Annotated in this window: 17 protein-coding genes; 7 read left to right on the top strand and 10 right to left on the bottom strand. The window is 42.1% G+C overall.

Annotated features, from left to right (window positions below; translation table 11 throughout):
- Positions 1-97 precede the first annotated feature (97 nt).
- On the bottom strand, positions 98-1,687 hold the full coding sequence (locus WKK05_RS20230; RefSeq protein ID WP_341524890.1) for a photosystem II high light acclimation radical SAM protein: 1,590 nt from the start codon (positions 1,685-1,687) through the stop codon (positions 98-100).
- Between the two features lie 587 nt (positions 1,688-2,274).
- Here WKK05_RS20230 and WKK05_RS20225 point away from each other — a divergent pair.
- The 4 genes from WKK05_RS20225 to WKK05_RS20210 all read left to right on the top strand — a co-directional run bounded on the left by WKK05_RS20225 (position 2,275) and on the right by WKK05_RS20210 (position 4,889).
- Positions 2,275-2,670, top strand: coding sequence for a DUF1830 domain-containing protein (locus tag WKK05_RS20225; protein WP_341524889.1), 396 nt, complete (start codon positions 2,275-2,277; stop codon positions 2,668-2,670).
- Positions 2,671-2,880: 210 nt separating this feature from the next.
- Positions 2,881-3,342, top strand: coding sequence for a DUF4079 domain-containing protein (locus WKK05_RS20220; RefSeq protein ID WP_341524888.1), 462 nt, complete (start codon positions 2,881-2,883; stop codon positions 3,340-3,342).
- A 113-nt stretch (positions 3,343-3,455) separates the two neighbouring features.
- Positions 3,456-4,022, top strand: a complete 567-nt coding sequence (locus tag WKK05_RS20215; RefSeq protein WP_341524887.1) for a hypothetical protein — start codon at positions 3,456-3,458, stop codon at positions 4,020-4,022.
- 87 nt (positions 4,023-4,109) lie between these two features.
- Entirely contained in the window at positions 4,110-4,889 is a 780-nt protein-coding gene (locus tag WKK05_RS20210) for an ATP-binding cassette domain-containing protein (protein ID WP_341531132.1), read from the top strand.
- 264 nt (positions 4,890-5,153) lie between these two features.
- Here the strand turns inward: WKK05_RS20210 and WKK05_RS20205 are convergent, their stop codons facing one another.
- Entirely contained in the window at positions 5,154-5,921 is a 768-nt protein-coding gene (locus WKK05_RS20205; protein ID WP_341524886.1) for a response regulator transcription factor, read from the bottom strand.
- 535 nt (positions 5,922-6,456) lie between these two features.
- Here WKK05_RS20205 and WKK05_RS20200 point away from each other — a divergent pair.
- Positions 6,457-6,705, top strand: a complete 249-nt coding sequence (locus WKK05_RS20200; RefSeq protein WP_341524885.1) for a DUF6761 family protein — start codon at positions 6,457-6,459, stop codon at positions 6,703-6,705.
- A gap of 270 nt (positions 6,706-6,975) precedes the next feature.
- Here the strand turns inward: WKK05_RS20200 and WKK05_RS20195 are convergent, their stop codons facing one another.
- The 4 genes from WKK05_RS20195 to WKK05_RS20180 form a co-directional block, all read right to left on the bottom strand.
- Positions 6,976-7,614: a PEP-CTERM sorting domain-containing protein gene (locus tag WKK05_RS20195; protein WP_341524884.1), complete on the bottom strand. Its 639-nt coding sequence runs from the start codon at positions 7,612-7,614 to the stop codon at positions 6,976-6,978.
- Positions 7,615-8,248: 634 nt separating this feature from the next.
- On the bottom strand, positions 8,249-8,572 hold the full coding sequence (gene grxD, locus WKK05_RS20190; protein ID WP_341524883.1) for a Grx4 family monothiol glutaredoxin: 324 nt from the start codon (positions 8,570-8,572) through the stop codon (positions 8,249-8,251).
- Positions 8,573-8,655: 83 nt separating this feature from the next.
- Complete coding sequence (locus WKK05_RS20185; RefSeq protein WP_341524882.1) at positions 8,656-8,913, bottom strand: BolA family transcriptional regulator; 258 nt, start codon at positions 8,911-8,913, stop codon at positions 8,656-8,658.
- A gap of 292 nt (positions 8,914-9,205) precedes the next feature.
- Complete coding sequence (locus WKK05_RS20180; RefSeq protein ID WP_341524881.1) at positions 9,206-9,808, bottom strand: hypothetical protein; 603 nt, start codon at positions 9,806-9,808, stop codon at positions 9,206-9,208.
- Positions 9,809-9,981: 173 nt separating this feature from the next.
- Here WKK05_RS20180 and WKK05_RS20175 point away from each other — a divergent pair, with 173 nt between their 5' ends.
- Entirely contained in the window at positions 9,982-12,084 is a 2,103-nt protein-coding gene (locus WKK05_RS20175; RefSeq protein WP_341524880.1) for a S8 family serine peptidase, read from the top strand.
- 105 nt (positions 12,085-12,189) lie between these two features.
- Here WKK05_RS20175 and WKK05_RS20170 read toward each other — a convergent pair whose 3' ends face one another.
- The 4 genes from WKK05_RS20170 to WKK05_RS20155 all read right to left on the bottom strand — a co-directional run bounded on the left by WKK05_RS20170 (position 12,190) and on the right by WKK05_RS20155 (position 14,729).
- Positions 12,190-12,957 carry a 1-acyl-sn-glycerol-3-phosphate acyltransferase gene (locus WKK05_RS20170; RefSeq protein WP_341524879.1) on the bottom strand — a complete coding sequence of 256 codons (768 nt, stop codon included), beginning with the start codon at positions 12,955-12,957 and terminating at the stop codon, positions 12,190-12,192.
- A gap of 120 nt (positions 12,958-13,077) precedes the next feature.
- Positions 13,078-13,563 carry a tRNA adenosine(34) deaminase TadA gene (tadA, locus tag WKK05_RS20165; RefSeq protein WP_341524878.1) on the bottom strand — a complete coding sequence of 162 codons (486 nt, stop codon included), beginning with the start codon at positions 13,561-13,563 and terminating at the stop codon, positions 13,078-13,080.
- A gap of 224 nt (positions 13,564-13,787) precedes the next feature.
- Positions 13,788-14,102: a glutaredoxin 3 gene (gene grxC / locus WKK05_RS20160; protein ID WP_341524877.1), complete on the bottom strand. Its 315-nt coding sequence runs from the start codon at positions 14,100-14,102 to the stop codon at positions 13,788-13,790.
- A gap of 54 nt (positions 14,103-14,156) precedes the next feature.
- Complete coding sequence (locus WKK05_RS20155) at positions 14,157-14,729, bottom strand: DUF981 domain-containing protein (protein WP_341524876.1); 573 nt, start codon at positions 14,727-14,729, stop codon at positions 14,157-14,159.
- A gap of 307 nt (positions 14,730-15,036) precedes the next feature.
- Between WKK05_RS20155 and glpX the strand changes: the two genes are divergently transcribed.
- Complete coding sequence (gene glpX / locus WKK05_RS20150; protein WP_341524875.1) at positions 15,037-16,074, top strand: class II fructose-bisphosphatase; 1,038 nt, start codon at positions 15,037-15,039, stop codon at positions 16,072-16,074.
- Positions 16,075-16,164 lie beyond the last annotated feature (90 nt).

Here is a 16,164-nt window from a genome sequence, read left to right as displayed (position 1 = left end):
GGGATTGGGTGAAAAGAATCGCAGAGGGAAAGTATGGCAGGGAGCAGAAGAGAGACAAGGAGATTAAATATGCTCTTGTCTGATTCTGCGAATTTTATCAAACAGCTGCTAACTGTTTGTTTTTTGTTTCCATTGGCGCACAAAGAGCGGCTTCTAAGTCGGCACAACCCAGTTTTTCTTCTAAGATTTTCATGACTTCCCGTCCGAAGTCATTAGGGTTTTGTTGCCAAGCTTGCAAGCAGACTTCTCCAAAGAATGAACCAAGGGGTTCGGGATTCCAGAGAAGTTTTTTAGCTGTCCACGGCATCAAGCTCATTGGATCATAACCAGGTTTGAGGATGCCTTCTTTAAAAGCATATTCTTCTAAATGGGTATGGGGTTGTAGCCCAATGAAGAATATGGCAGGTTCAACTTTATCTGCACCAAAAATCCGTTCTAGTTCGCGATGATAGGCGATAGTTTGGCGGATGGTTTCGGGGCGTTCGTCAATGACGTTAAATGAGTAATTGACGGAAACTAAATCGTTGAAGCCAGCTGCTTTCAAGTCGCGACAGTTTTGCAAGACGGTTCGCAGATTGTACCCCATCCGCATTTTCCGTACTAGTTCTTGAGAACCACTGGTAATACCAATTTCAAAGTAATTCATCCCGGTTTTTGCCATCAACTCACACAACTCTGGTGTTAGGTTATCGGCTCTAATGTATGCTGCCCAGTGGATATCAGTCATACCCGAATCAACGATTTTCTGTAATAGTTCTACAGCATCATCGATAAATTTTCGCGCTGGGATGAATTGGGCGTCGGTAAACCAGAAGTTGCGAATACCACGATCATATAATTGGCGCATCTCAGCAACAACTTCATCTGCTGGATTGATGCGTACCTGTTTACCTTCAACAACTGTGTAGACACAATAACAGCAATTGTGGGGACAACCGCGCTTAGTTTGTACGCCGATATAGAAGTCTTGGTCTTGGAGGTAATAGTTAAATTCCGGCCAGATACTTTCGATATAGTCGTAGTTACAAGCTGTTTTCTCTATTGGTGTGGGTTGTTCGTGGATCAAACGCTGTCGTGGTTGATTTTCTCCCACAACATAACAGCGTTCATCTCGAAACTCTCTGCCACTTAAAAGTTTTTCCAGCAGAGTTTCCCCTTCACCCACAGAAATAATTGTCTGTTGGGGTAAGCTTTTGCCCAGTTGTTCGTAAAAGACGCTGACAGCACCACCACCCACAACTACACGCGCATCGGAGTGATATTGTTGGGCGCGTTTTAAACCGCGTTTGATTAATGCTTGGTTGCGCCACAACTCTTGGTAGTAAGCGATGAAGATTCGTAACCCGCCCAAACCCCCACGTAATTTTAAAAGGGGATTCTTGGCATAGTAAAATTCAAAGGCGTTTTGCAGCGGGTTACCACCACGTCCACCGACAGGAGCATAAATTTGAATATCGCGCCACGAATAGACTAGTAGCGTGGGCTTGAATTCATCGATACAACGGTCTAACGCCTTGGCGTAGTCTAAAGGTGGCACTGTTCCCAAATCAAAAATCCGCTGTTCGATTGCAGGAAATAACTTGTGAACGTGATCACTCAGGTAGATAACCCCAATGGGAAAGATGGGGTTACAGGGAAGGCGAACGTAAAGAATTCGATTTTCCATTGTGCGTGTTTTAACTTCCATCTTGCCAATCTTCAGGAGAAAGCTCGATAAATATCTTTTCTTAAAGCTGTTGTTTGTTTGCTTTTCTCAATCATCATCATCATGCTTGACATTCCAGCCGATTTTTGATAAATAAAGACATTCTCCAAACAACTGTGGAAAACACTAATATTGCTGTGCATAAAATATGCATGGCATCTAATAGAGAGGCTTTATGAAGAAATTTTTCATATAGCTTTACCATAACACTGAGTTCATTCATTAAGCGATGATCCCAGCCTATTAGTCATAGGATAGATGGAATGGAAAAACTCACTCGCTAGATGGACAAAGAATTAAGGGATCGACACGATCGCGATCGCTTGACTCTTTGCTTTCTGGAAATTCAAGCTTTTTGAACAGAAAAAAATATCAAAAATTTTCATTTATAGTGTATTATTTTACGGGTAGCAAATATATTTACAAAAATTTTATAACTTAGATAAATCTTTAGATAGAAATAATCTCTAAAGGTTCAGATGGTAGTCGGAGTTACAGCAACTGGGATCAGTCAGTGTTAGGCTTGGCTAGTGTAATTTAAAATTGTGGCGTAAAGCTCCTCAGCAGTTATGGCTCAAATATTAGACTCTCTACCACCTGAGCAATCGGGGAAGATTCTCTGCTGCTATATTAATGCCACGAGCAAAATACAGGTGGCTCGCATCTCCAATATTCCCAATTGGTACTTTGAACGCGTTGTTTTTCCAGGGCAGCGCCTTGTGTTTGAAGCTCCACTCAAAGCCAATATGGAGATTCATACGGGTATGATGGCAAGCGCAATTTTATCCGATAGGATTCCATGTGAGCGCCTTATGCTCGAAGAACCTGGCAGTTATGAGTTTGATACAAACTCATTAGCAGTAAAAGACCAGATTAATACCAAACCATTGGTACAAACAATTAATACAAAAGCTGGAGATAGTACAAAACCCTTACAAGTTGCTGGTTTCGCATCAGTTGATTAATTAAAAAAAACAATTTTGCTTAATTAGAGGGTTGCTGAATTCAGCAACCTTTTTTATTATTTGTTATTTGTCATTGGTTATTGGTCATTGGTCATTGGGCATTGGTTATTGGGCATTGGTTATTGGGCATTGGTCATTGGTCATTGGTCATTGTCCTTTTTTATTCCCCCTCATCTCCCCCTCCTCCACTTTCCGTCTAAAATCATCATTATGAATTTGCCTTCTTTTCTCTGGTTATGGAAAATAGCCGCTTGGTCGATGGGGTTGTCCCTGTTGGCGTATTTGATGTTAGCTGTCACTGGCGTTTTGATGTTTCGGGCGAGAACTTTGCAGGAGTACCCTTTATTTTTCTCATTTATCGGTGGAAGTAATAAGGCGCGATCGCTTCACTATATAATCGGCATCAGCATGGTTAGTTTAGTGCTGCTACTGCTGGCAATTGGCATTGTTGGCACTTTGGGACACTTTGGTTCTTTAGGACACTCGTCTCACTTAGTAGCTGGGTTAATAGTGGTAGTGTTAGTTTTACTGTCTGCTTTGAGTGCTACGCAAATTCGTGCCAGACGACTTTGGGCTAGACCTTTACATATTGGTATAAATGTTGTTCTGTTTGTAGGCTTTGCCTGGGTGTCTTTAACTGGTTGGACTGTAGTACAAAAATATTTGCCTTAATTTAAATACTGCGCCTTTACTAAATATCTGCTGAATGAGAAACACCATATAGGCAGCAGGCGGGGTAAGCCAAACACCTACTTTACAATAAAGAAAAGCATAGTGATTGAGCCGTGACAGAAAATTCAGCCAATATTTCAGCTTCTGTTTTTCGCCTTTCTCCCTTAATTCGGATTACCCTGTTGAGTCTGTATGTAGCACTTACAGTTCCATTGCCTTTCTTAGCGCAGGTAACAGCTGCACCTGTACCACCAGAATTATTGTGGATAGGGATTAGCATCGGCTTAGTCGCCCTGTATGCGATATTGACTGAACGAGTAACAGTAGATGACCAAGGAATTCAAGTTACTTACCCTGCTTGGGTTCCTCGCTTCTTTCGTAAAGGTTGGTTCTTACCTTGGTCAGAAGTCAAAGCATTAAAACCCCGCACCACAGGTCAAGGAGGGCTAGTTTATTATTTCCTTAGCGAAGATGGTAAGGCTTATTTATTACCGATGCGTGTAGCTGGATTTGCCCGTTTTGTACAAATTGTGCAAGCAAAGACAGGCATCGACACCACAGATGTTCGCCCTTTAGCGCAGCCGTGGATGTACCTAATTTTACTAGGATTCACCCTGCTGCTACTATTAATCGATGGCTGGACGATCGCCACAGCCCTAACGACTGCACAATTAACTTAAAATTGTCATTTGTCATTTGTTATTCCCCTCATCCCCCACTCTTTTACTCCCCAGTCCCTAATCGCCAGTACCCAATCCCCAGTCCCCTTGGAAAATGCCACAGCAACAGCCATACTACGGCTAGAACAAGTAAATCTGTATGCAAAACTGAAAACCCAACTTCCGGGTAATCAGCATGGTTACCCCATGTTGCAGGATATTTCCTTTGAGGTATTCCAGGGCGATCGCATTGCAATTGTCGGTTCATCCGGTGCTGGGAAAACCTCGTTATTACGCCTCCTCAACCGCCTAATAGAGCCTAGCAGCGGTAAAATATATCTAGAAAATCAAGAATATCGCCAAATTCCTGTTCTTCAACTACGCCAAATGGTGGCACTTGGATTGCAAGAGTCGAAGTTATTAGGGATGACAGTTGGGCAAGCCTTAGCTTATCCCTTGGTTTTGCGTGGTTTGCCCAAAGATATAATTGAGCAACGAGTCAGTCACTGGATAGAACAACTACACATTCCTAGTGAATGGTTGGGGCGGACTGAGGTGCAACTTTCAGTTGGACAAAGACAGCTAGTTGCGATCGCTCGTAGTTTAGTCATCCAGCCTAAAATTCTACTATTAGACGAGCCAACCTCTGCCCTGGATGCTGGTACAGCTTCACGTGTGATGCAAGTCTTAATCGAGATGAACCAAACACATCAAACTACGATTTTGATGGTAAATAACCAACTGGAGCTAGTCCAGATGTTTTGCACGCGATTATTACACCTACAACAGGGACATTTATTAGCAAATCAAAGAATCTCTGAGATAGACTGGCTGAATTTACAACAAAGTTTGATGCAAGCAGAAGCCCAAAACGATTTTGGATTTTAGAGAAGAGACAGGGGTTAAAAGTCAAGAGTCAAGGGTAGAGACGCGATTAATCGCGTCTGTACAAGAGTTAGTATTTATCTCCCTTATCTCTCCTATGCCCCATGACGGCAGTTACTCCACTTGGGGAAACCCCTACAGTCCTTCTCCTAAAGGAGACGCTCCGCGTAGCTTGCTTCCCCATAGGGGTAAGGGCATCCTACGGCAGGCGCTAGCCTCTCCCCTTGGGAGAAGACCATACTGCCTCCCCCATGCCCTATGCCCCATTCAAACTTGAGTACTAAGCGTTGAACGTTGATTACTAAATCTTTCTTTCGTTAACTTTGTTTGTGGTTGTGGAATATTGACATTCAAAATTTCCATGTTAAATCGATATCCTACATTACGGATAGTTTGAATCAAACTAGGTTGTCGGGGATCAAGTTCAACCTTTTTCCGCAGCGATAAAACGTGAGTATCAATGGTACGCGGATTATCAATGGCGTCAGGCCAAGCACGACGCAACAATTCCGATCTACTTAAAGGCACTCCCCCAGCTTGTGCTAAAACGTACAGCAAACTAAATTCCTGCGGTGTTAAGTCGATGAACTCCCCCTGAAAACGAACGCGGCGCTGTACTAAATCGATTTGCAAAGTTCCATAATCTAAATAAGCTGGTGCAGTAGGTGTCCGCTTGCGGCGAATTAATGCCTCTACCCTTGCTAAAAACTCTTGCATTCCAAAAGGTTTGCACAGATAGTCATCTGCACCCGCCTTTAAACCTGCAACGATATCAGCTTCATTATTACGAGCTGATAGCATTAAAATCAGAGGCTGCTGCTGGCGATGCAACCAACGACAAAATTCAATCCCATCACCATCAGGTAGGTCAGCATCCAAGATGACCAGTGTAGGTTGATGAGTTAAAAATACTTCCCTTGCTTGATAAATGCTGGCGGCTTGATGCACCCGGTATTCCAGTTGTTGCAAGTGCCAACCCAGCAACGACCTTAGATGGGGATTCCCCTCAACGATTTCAATACAAACCGAACCCACGGTGGCAAGACCCCTTAGCGTCGATGATTTTCAAAGTAACAAGCCCATGCTCAAGGTTTTGTAGTCTTTGTTACTTCAATTGCTATTATCTTTACATTTCCTTATAGAAAGAGTGGCAATATCTTTAATCGGAGCCTTGCCAAAAGCCGATTAGTAATATTCTTAAATTTTTGTTAGACTTATCAAAAGTTCTTTAAGGTACATCGCTTGATACTAACAAGTTATGTAACCTAATTGACTAAATGCCACCAAAAGCATCTTTTAGCCCATAGCTAAAATACATTTCATTGTGCAGAAATTAATCCTGCATACTCCTATCTAATCAGGCTGTTGACAGATAAAATCATAAGAAAAGCTGAGTAAAATAATCATATTCCAAGTTTTCTGGAATACGATTTAACTAGATTGTAGCTGCTGGGAGTGTTATCTAAAGTCAAGTTAATAACTTTGAATCGATGCCAATGTGAAATTAAGACTTCACATTTTGGCGTGAATCATTTACAATTCTCATTCCAAAGAGATTAATACAGCAGTTATGCTCCAAGACACACAAACCATCCGCTATTACCAAAGAATTACCGACGCCTTCGTCGAGTTGTGGAATCGCGGTTATCGTACGGATGATATGCGGATGTATTTGGATGGATATTTAGCCGCACTGCGACATGGTAATGCCATTGAACCGCTTTTAATTCATCGTCTAGAAGAGGAAGCCAGCCGCTACTTGTACGATGCATCAAATTTTGCTGTGACGCAGCCACAGCGACAACACGATTACTACTAATGCCCTTGCTTCGGTAGTTTATAGTAACCGTACATTGCCGCAGATGATCATAACATATTATCTGTAGTAAGCAACGGGTTGCAGTGGTGTGAAATTTTGGAGTTATTGTATTGATAAAACGCTTCCCCTCAGTCTTCTTGGTAAAACCAAGAAGACTGAGGGGGTTTTTGATTTACCTGTTTTTGCCTGCACAAAAAAGATGCCATTAGTTTTTGGTTAATGGCATCTTTTTTGAGTTAGAACACCCTGAAACAGTATACAAAAACCAAACTAGACTGATTGAGAACTTGTTTGCTTTTTACGCTTCAGCCATAATCCCATAGCACCAGCAACTACTGCACCACCAAGAGTAAAAGGTTCGGGAACTGGTTTAATACTAAAAGAAGTCACATATACTCCTTTGAATGGGGAGTATTTATCATTAACCCGCTCATATACTCCATAAATAGGAGTTTCTAGACCCACATCGAATGCGCTTGGTATAAAGCTGCCATTTTCGACAAATAAAGATAAGGAACTATACCCGGCATCAGATCCGAACCTCACAGTATCATAAAATACACTACTAGGAGCGTAGGTAGAGAAATCAGCAACAATAGCGCCACTAGAATTCCGTAGTCTCACATCCCGACTTTCTATATCAACACTTGTACCATACGTAGTAACAGGTAGTTGTTCTACATCTACTGTGAATGTTCCATCAAATGAACCACTTACTACATCTGGAATCTCATAATCTGGCTCTGCGGGTTTTATGTAACTTGCATCCCCAAATGTTCCAGAAAAACTGTATGTTTTTAGTGTTACAGCATTAGCTTTTATTGTTCCTACAGCAGCCAAAATAGCAAAACTTAGCGCTGTTGTGGCACTAGCTTGAGATAACTTTTGCCAAGGTAATCTATTGAACATGGTTGGTTGTTACAAAAGTCTTTTGCTAGTTAAATGCTCTCAGTATTTATAACTAAAGACAAGAACAAGATGTACTCTTTATAAAAACATTACATTGCTATTTTTCTCATCTAGTTGTACGTTAAATCATTAAAAACAAGCAATAACATAATTTTTACTGAGTTTATAGCAATCTTATAAATATTATTTACTAGTAAAATATTTGATATAAATTTTACAATAATTAAGTAATACAAGTAATATTAAAAAATCTTGCAAAATTATCGACATTATTTACTGGTGTAGCGATCGCTATATTTGCAAAGCCTAAATATGATTAGTCAAGCTCTGGCTGAAGCTTGGCATTTATTTCTCACTTTTTTACAAATACGAAAATCGTTTAATCGCTAAGTTGAAATCTGCTGTATATAACAGTGTGTTAGGCTAATGCCATAACAACCCTACCTAAAATTTACTAATTGTAGGATAAGTCAAGTATTTGTAGTATAAATATATTAAAATCAAAAAACCCTCGAAAATTAGGACAACACGACAATTATCCCAGTTTTCAAGGGTGCTACAAACACTAGATAAGCTCTATAGCTAGTAGGCAAAAAGTCAGCAGCAAACCAAAGCTTACCCAGTAAAGGGAATTTTAGGAAGCTAGCGCTACTTCTACCTTTTGTTGCAATTCGCCTTTCTGATAAAGTTCAATTAAGACATCTGAACCACCGATAAATTCACCATCAATGTACACTTGGGGAATTGTTGGCCAATTGGAATATTCTTTAATTCCTTGACGGATTTCAGAGTCTGATAGAACATCAACTGTCTCAAAGGGAACTCCCAATGTATTGAGAATTTGCACAACGTTGTTGGAGAAACCACATTGCGGCATCAACTTGTTTCCCTTCATGAAAACCAAAATCTTGTTTTGTGTTACCAAGTTATCAATTTTCTCTTTAAGTTCTGGCGTCATGGTTTTTCTGTTTCCTATGTTGCGTTCAAGAATGAGGAATGAAGAGTGAGGAGTTAAAAATTCATAACTCTTAACTCTTAACTTTACGAAACGGCTGCTGTCTGCCAAGCTTCAGGAGTATATGTTTTTACTGCCAAAGCGTGTATTGCTTCAGTAGACAATGCTTGCTGTAACGCACCGTAAACTAACTGGTGTTGTTGCACTAGTCCCTTACCCGCAAAGTGCAATGAGACTACTGTCACCTGATAGTGGTCACCGCCACCAGTCAAGTCTTGCACCTGAACCTGGGCGTCTGGTAGTTCCGCCTTGATCATTGCCTCAACCTGCTGCGGACTAATCATCGCAATTCCTGAAAAAACTTACTTTTCTATTATTAACAGATATATAACAAATGCCTCTGCCAATTTCTGGTTTTAGCAAAGGGAGTGGGGAGTAGGGGAGTGAGGGAAGCTAGGGAAAAAAATTAATAACTATGACCAGTGACCAATTTTGAAGATAGACAGCCGTATACTTTGTTGTGTACAAAGTATAAAAATACTTGTTTATTTAGTTCCCAGTCCCTAGTCCCTAGTCCCTAACCCCCATTACCCCTTATCCCCAAAGGGGGCCCCACCTTCCCCACTACCCGTTTGCTTATTTTTGCGATGAGGAAGATGAACCACCTTGTCGGGGATAAGGAGCATCAACAAAACCTAACTCCAATAACTGTTGATAGGCTTTTTTACCTAAATCCCGCGTCGGGTTTTGACTTTTAACAATTTGGATCAACAAAGGTACGGCTAATTCTGGCTGATTTTGCGCTCTATGTACCAATGCTAACTGATAGGTGGCTTCATCTCGCTTTTGGGCGGTTAATAGTGCTTTTTGACGTTGGGAATCGGAAACTCGATTGTCAATTCCAGAAAAGCTAGAGTTTAACTCTTGATAAAAATTAGATAGCTGATTGTAAACTTGACGTGCTTCTTGGAGTTTCTTGGCAGCTAAGGGGTAGTTTTGAGCAGAAACAGCTTGATCTGCGTCTTTCATGAGGCGATCGCCTCCTTCAATGCTCAAAACGCTGTTACTTTGAGTTACAGGACGCAGGTTATTGGGATTGTTGGGGTCGATTGGTTGTGGTTGGCTAGTGGTGCCTGGTAACTGTGATACCTGAGCATTAGCAGGTAATAGCAGACTGAAGGCTGCTATGACTGATAGAGAAGTCAAGCGCATCAAGGTAACAGCGGCAGCAGTGTTCATGGGGTCAATTAGTGTGACAACTATATAGAAAAGGTATTTAACTTTGGGTATCTTAACTCTGTTTTCGTCTCGGACAAAGCAAAGCTATATCCTAAGTTTCTTTGATTTAGACCGAAAATCGGTTCAATAGAGTTCCCATCGCCCCTGTATACTAATTAACTAAAATCGTCTTTATGAGCGATCGAATCAATTCCTCTGATTTTTCAACCACAGGTGTACCAGCAAGCAGCTTGGGATTAGTTTTACAACGCGGTGGTGAAGAGCTGATTTTAGAAAAAGCTTTAGACCGCTTCACCGTCCGTTTGACTGCCGACTTTCCTCCCCAACAATTATCTCAGGTTAGTTGGGCTATTTGGCGCTGGAGTATTCCTCAAGCACAGCTAGAACTATTCACGATTGCACCAAACCAGTTAGAAACGGCGATGTCTCGATCACGCGCTGACCAAAATGTTGTTTTTGCCAGTCATATTTATAAACTTAAGGATAATCCTGGCACTTTTGTTTATCTCAATGACCAAATCACAATTCAATTTGCTAATTCAGTAAACAATGCCAAGATTGATACCATAGCAACCTCATTCAACTTAGTCCAAGAAAAACCAGTCCTTGGTCTTCCTAATGCTTTTGTGTTTCTTGTCAGCAAACAAGCAACAGAAAATCCCATCAAAATCGCCAACCAGTTACAAAAGATACCAGAGGTCTTAGCTGCTGAACCTAACATACTGGTGCAAACTGAGCGACATTACAAACCCCGCGACCCTCTTTATTCTCAACAGTGGTATCTCAACCACAACGGTGGTAAAGAATTGGCAGCGGCTTCTCATATTTCTGTAGAGAAAGCCTGGGATGTAACTCGCGGGTTGCGTTCTGTGATTGTGGCTGTTGTGGATGATTCTTTTGATTTGAACCATCCAGATTTTCAAGGTAGTGGAAAAATTGTTGCACCTAGAGATTTAAAAGAAAATGACTTTTTACCCCTGCCGAACGAGAAGGAAGCTAGTCATGGTACAGCTTGTGCTGGGATAGCGCTAGCAGAAGAAAATGGTACAGGAATTGCCGGAGTTGCCCCTGGTTGTGCATTAATGCCAATTCGCAGCACAGGATTTTTAGATGATGAATCAATTGAGAATATATTTAACTGGGCAATCGACAAAGGAGCCAGTGTCATTTCTTGCAGTTGGGGAGCATCGGCTGTTTACTTCCCGCTTTCTTTGCGCCAACGTGCTGCTATCACTCGTGCTGCCACCAAAGGTCGCAATGGCAAAGGTTGTGTGATTTTATTTGCTGCCGGAAATGCTAACCGCCCAGTAAACGGTACTGTGAATGAGAAAAATTGGCCGAAAAATATTTTAAATGGTGATACAGACTGGTTAAGTGGTTTCGCGATACATCCAGATGTAATTGCCGTTGCTGCTTCCACTAGCTTGAATAAAAAGGCTGCTTACAGCAATTGGGGGGTAAATATTTCGGTGTGCGCCCCTAGTAACAATGCCCCACCGGGAATATCTTTTCAGGAGACGGGTTTTGTTTACACACAACCGGCGATCGCCTCTGCCCTTCCAGGATTGGGAATGTTTACCACCGACCAATTAGGAGCCGTTGGCTATGATGCTGGCGACTTTACCAGCAACTTTGGCGGCACTTCAAGTGCCACTCCGGTAGTTGCAGGTGTCGCTGCACTAGTTTTGTCAGCAAATCCTGACTTAACAGCGCAGCAGGTCAAACGTATCCTTGAAGAAACCGCTGATAAGATTGTTGACCCTGACCCCGACCCCCAGCTTGGTTTACGTGCAGGTACTTATGATGGTAGTGGTCATTGCCAGTGGTTTGGTTATGGCAAGGTAAATGCAGCGCGGGCAGTGCAAGCAGCGCAGCAGTTGGATGTGACTGTATCAAGTGCAAAAAGACAGGTACAGGGAGCAAATTCAAATCCGGTAGAGATTTCTGATAACGATCAGCGAGGGATAAAGAGTGGAATTGCGATCGCAGAAACTAGCTTAGTCAAAGATATTCAGGTAACACTTAACATTACTCACGATTTTTTAGGCGACTTAGAAATTTATTTAATTGCCCCTGGTAATCAGCAAGTCTTGTTACAAAGTCGCACTTTAGGGCGTCGCACCAGTTTACAAACAACTTATACAATGCGATCGTACCCAGCACTCAAGCAGTTCCTCTCTCTACCAACTAAAGGAAACTGGCAGTTGTGGCTCATTGATTATGCACCGCAAGATATCGGGAGATTAAATACTTGGGAATTAGTCATTAGTTATTAATCATCAGACTTGTTACACAAATATTTTTTGTCTTACGTAGAGGCACTCCAGGCGTAGAGAGAAATTTGAGCTAATGACAAAGTACAAATGACAAATGACAAATAACTACTGATTACTCAGTACTGTCTGCTTCTGGGCGATTTCTGATTGTTGATAGCTTAATTGTTTTAGTGCTTTTGCTAAATCATCTGTGAGGCGTTTGGAATTTTCTTTAATCTTGCCATACTTATAATCTGCTACATTTATTGGGCTACCAATGTGAATGGTGACATCTGTACCCCAATTAGGATAAGGTTCGCTGTAATTGATGCCTACAGGTATAATTTTAATTCCCAGCCTTGGCTGACTAACTTCAGCAGTTAAAGACAAGCGGGCAATTCCTGGCTTTAAGGGGTGAAGTTCACCATCACGGAAAATATTACCTTCTGGATAAATAACCAACATTTCTCTGCGTTGAAGTAATTCAACTGTATGACGCAGAGTAGTGATAGCTGGACGCTGAGAATCTACAGGAAATCCACCCATACGACGGACAAACCAGCCTTGCAGACCTTGGCACTCATCGATAGTTACCATGAATTGCAGGTCTCGACCTGTCACGTAACGACCAGTGGCGTAGGGTAAAAGCAATGAATCCCAACGCGCCCGATGGGTAGGAGCAAGGATAACCGGCCCATTTGTGGGAATATTTTTTTGTCCGGTTATTCTAATCCGTCCAAAGAATAATGGTAATAGGCAGTGATGCCCCAATAAATACGCCAGAGGGCTTAACCAAGGAGAAACCCCCGAAGTAGTCGGAGCCGCCTTAGTATTTGCTGGAGTCTTCACTGGTGCGTACTGACAGGGATTTGATGAAGAATAAAATTCCATCATGACAGTGGCAGCTGATTGTCTAGTAAAATTTAACGAAAAGCCTGACTAGTTACACCGTAGATTCTCTTGCGTAAGTTTTGTTGCACAGCTGGACAGTTTGACCTCTGTCTGTTAATTTCTCTAATTTCTCTGACGTCGTTTGGTAGCAAACCAATCTTGCAACTGCTGCCGACAAGCTGACTCTAGAATGCCTCCGATTACTTTTAGGCGGTGATTAGAAGCGGCGCTATCAGGTATGTTAGTAACCGTACGAATTGCGCCAGTTTTTGTATCGTCCACTCCGTATACAAGTAGTCCAAGACGTGCTTGTACGATAGCACCTGCACACATCGGGCAAGGTTCTAGAGTTACATAGAGGGTGCATTCATTAAGGTGCCAATTTTGTAAACTTTTACCAGCTGTCTTGAGAGCAAGAATTTCCGCATGAGCCGTGGGGTCTTTGTCGCGTTCTTTTCTGTTTTCTCCTTCAGCAAGCAAATTGCCTGCTGAATCAATTATAACAGCACCAACAGGGACTTCACCTGCTTCACCTGCTGATTGTGCCAATTCTATGGCACGATTCATCCATTGGCGGTGTATAAGATATTCTGTGTAACTAGATAACATAATCTTATCGCTAAAAAATTGCAAGGCTCAAGATTATAGCGATTCTTGGATGAATAAAGGAGTCAGGAGACGCGATTATACTCTTACGAGAAGCCGCTCTTCGAGCGTCTACGCGTCTGTACAAAAGTCAGGAGACGCGATTAATCGCGTCTGTACAGTTATTTCTCCTTCTGCTCCCTTGCCTTCTCCTGCCTCATCTCCAATCCCAGTTCCTTTGAAAACTTCTAAATAGTAGCTTGGGTTAAAAGTGGGTCTAGTTGACCTTGTGTATCTAGTTGATAAAGGTCATCACAGCCGCCAACGTGCTGATTGTTGATAAAAATTTGTGGTACGGTGCGGCGTCCATTGGCACGTTCTGCCATTTTAGCTCTGGCAGCTTCGTTCCCGTCGATTTTGTACTCAGTGAATTTTACACCTTTCCACCACAGCAGCAACTTGGCACGGATACAGTAAGGACAAGTTTGCCAAGTATAAATTTCTACGTTGGCTTTTACTTGCTCTGGATGGCGATTTAACAGAGGGTTGAGAAAATCCAGCATATTGATTTTAAAAGAGATTTTAACTATCTCTAGCCTAGATCATTGCTGGTGTTGTTATCGCATTGGCGCTGGAACCCACTTCTGAAAACTCTCTAGATGATTCCAATAAGCTAAATATCCAGTCAATGCCCAAATTAGAGCAGCTACTACCAGCACAGCTGCACCAATTAGCCGCCAAGTTCGGTTCGTCTTCCAGTAGAGAGTTGGTGCAGCGCAGATACCTGCTAATCCAGTAAGAATAAAACCTACTCCTGACAAAAGCGGTTGTTTTGTCATATTTAAGTTGATGATGCGGATACCGATTAAGACTGCCACTAAACCAGCGAAGAAAGCATAAATTGCTATTGTCAGCAAATCCCAACCTTGAGACAGAGAAATCGCAGCTGCAACGAATAAGACACCAAATAGGATACTTGTCTCACCGAAAGCAATGTTAAAGCTACCAGTGATAGGCCAGGTGAAACTCATGTGTAGACCAGTTGTTAATGCGATCGCACCTGTTATCCCAAATCCCGGAATCCATTTTTTCTGATAAGCGCTATCTATTCCACGATTCACATAGTCAGCCAGTAGAACTAAACCAGCTACCATATTGATCAACATGAGTGTGATGTAGTCAATAAACATGATTAACCTCGTTAAAAGTCCTTCTGGGTTGAGCTAGTTTTTTAAATAATTTTACCAATTTTATTTAATAAATTGTTTTTATTTATACACAATACTTAAGTAGATGGGTTATGCAACCCTCAGCTTGAAGATGAACTACGCTGTATAAAGTAGAAGTAAAAATAAGAATGTCATAACTGGCACTTTTGTAACCACTTAGCAGTAAAACTTAACTTTCCGCCACGTGTATCCGCCCTTTGGTAGACTTGAAAACTGAAATAGCCAGATAAAACGACGGAAATTCAAGCAGTTTGAGAGGGCGGACTCTGTGGAAAATACACTTGGGTTAGAGATTATTGAGGTAGTAGAGCAAGCCGCGATCGCGTCCGCAAAGTGGATGGGCAAAGGCGAAAAGAACACCGCTGACCAAGTAGCAGTCGAAGCTATGCGGGAGCGGATGAATAAAATTTATATGCGCGGTCGCATTGTAATTGGGGAAGGGGAACGTGATGATGCTCCGATGCTCTACATTGGAGAAGAAGTCGGTATCTGTACTCAACCAGATGCCAAAAACTTCTGTAACCCGGATGAACTAATTGAAATTGACATTGCAGTTGACCCTTGTGAAGGTACAAACTTAGTAGCATACGGACAACCTGGTTCGATGGCTGTTTTGGCAATTTCTCAAAAAGGTGGATTATTTGCTGCGCCTGACTTCTACATGAAGAAATTAGCAGCACCTCCAGCAGCCAAGGGCAAAGTTGACATCAACAAATCAGCCACAGAAAATCTGAAGATTCTCTCCGAGGCGCTAGACCGCGGGATTGATGAACTTGTGGTAGTAGTAATGAAGCGCGATCGCCACAACGATTTAATCAAAGAAATCCGCGACGCTGGCGCCAGAGTGCAACTGATTTCCGATGGTGACGTAGGTGCAGCAATATCTTGTGGTTTTGCTGGGACTAATATTCATGCACTCATGGGTATCGGTGCTGCACCTGAAGGTGTAATTTCTGCAGCTGCAATGCGTGCTTTAGGTGGACACTTCCAAGGTCAATTGATCTACGATCCAGAAGTAGTCAAAACAGGTTTAATTGGAGAAAGCAGACAAGCCAACGTTGACCGTTTGAAGTCTATGGGTATCAATGACCCTGATAAGGTTTACGATGCTCATGAACTTGCATCTGGTAAAGATGTACTGTTTGCTGCGAGCGGCATTACCAGTGGTAACCTCATGCAAGGTGTACGCTTCTTTAAAGGTGGTGCTAGGACTCAAAGCTTGGTTATTTCCAGCCAGTCACAAACTGCTCGTTTTGTGGATACTATTCATTTGTTTGAGCAGCCTAAAGTAGTGCAATTGCACTAGTAGTTAGGGAGTAGGGAGTGGTGAGTAGTGAGTTCTCTATTCCCTACGCCCTACTCACCACTCCCTAGAAATTAATAACCCATTACCAAT

This window comes from Nostoc sp. UHCC 0302, assembly GCF_038096175.1.
Taxonomy (GTDB): Bacteria; Cyanobacteriota; Cyanobacteriia; order Cyanobacteriales; family Nostocaceae; genus UHCC-0302.
Note: the sequence above shows the minus strand (reverse complement) of the source record. Positions and strands in the feature narration are given on the sequence as shown.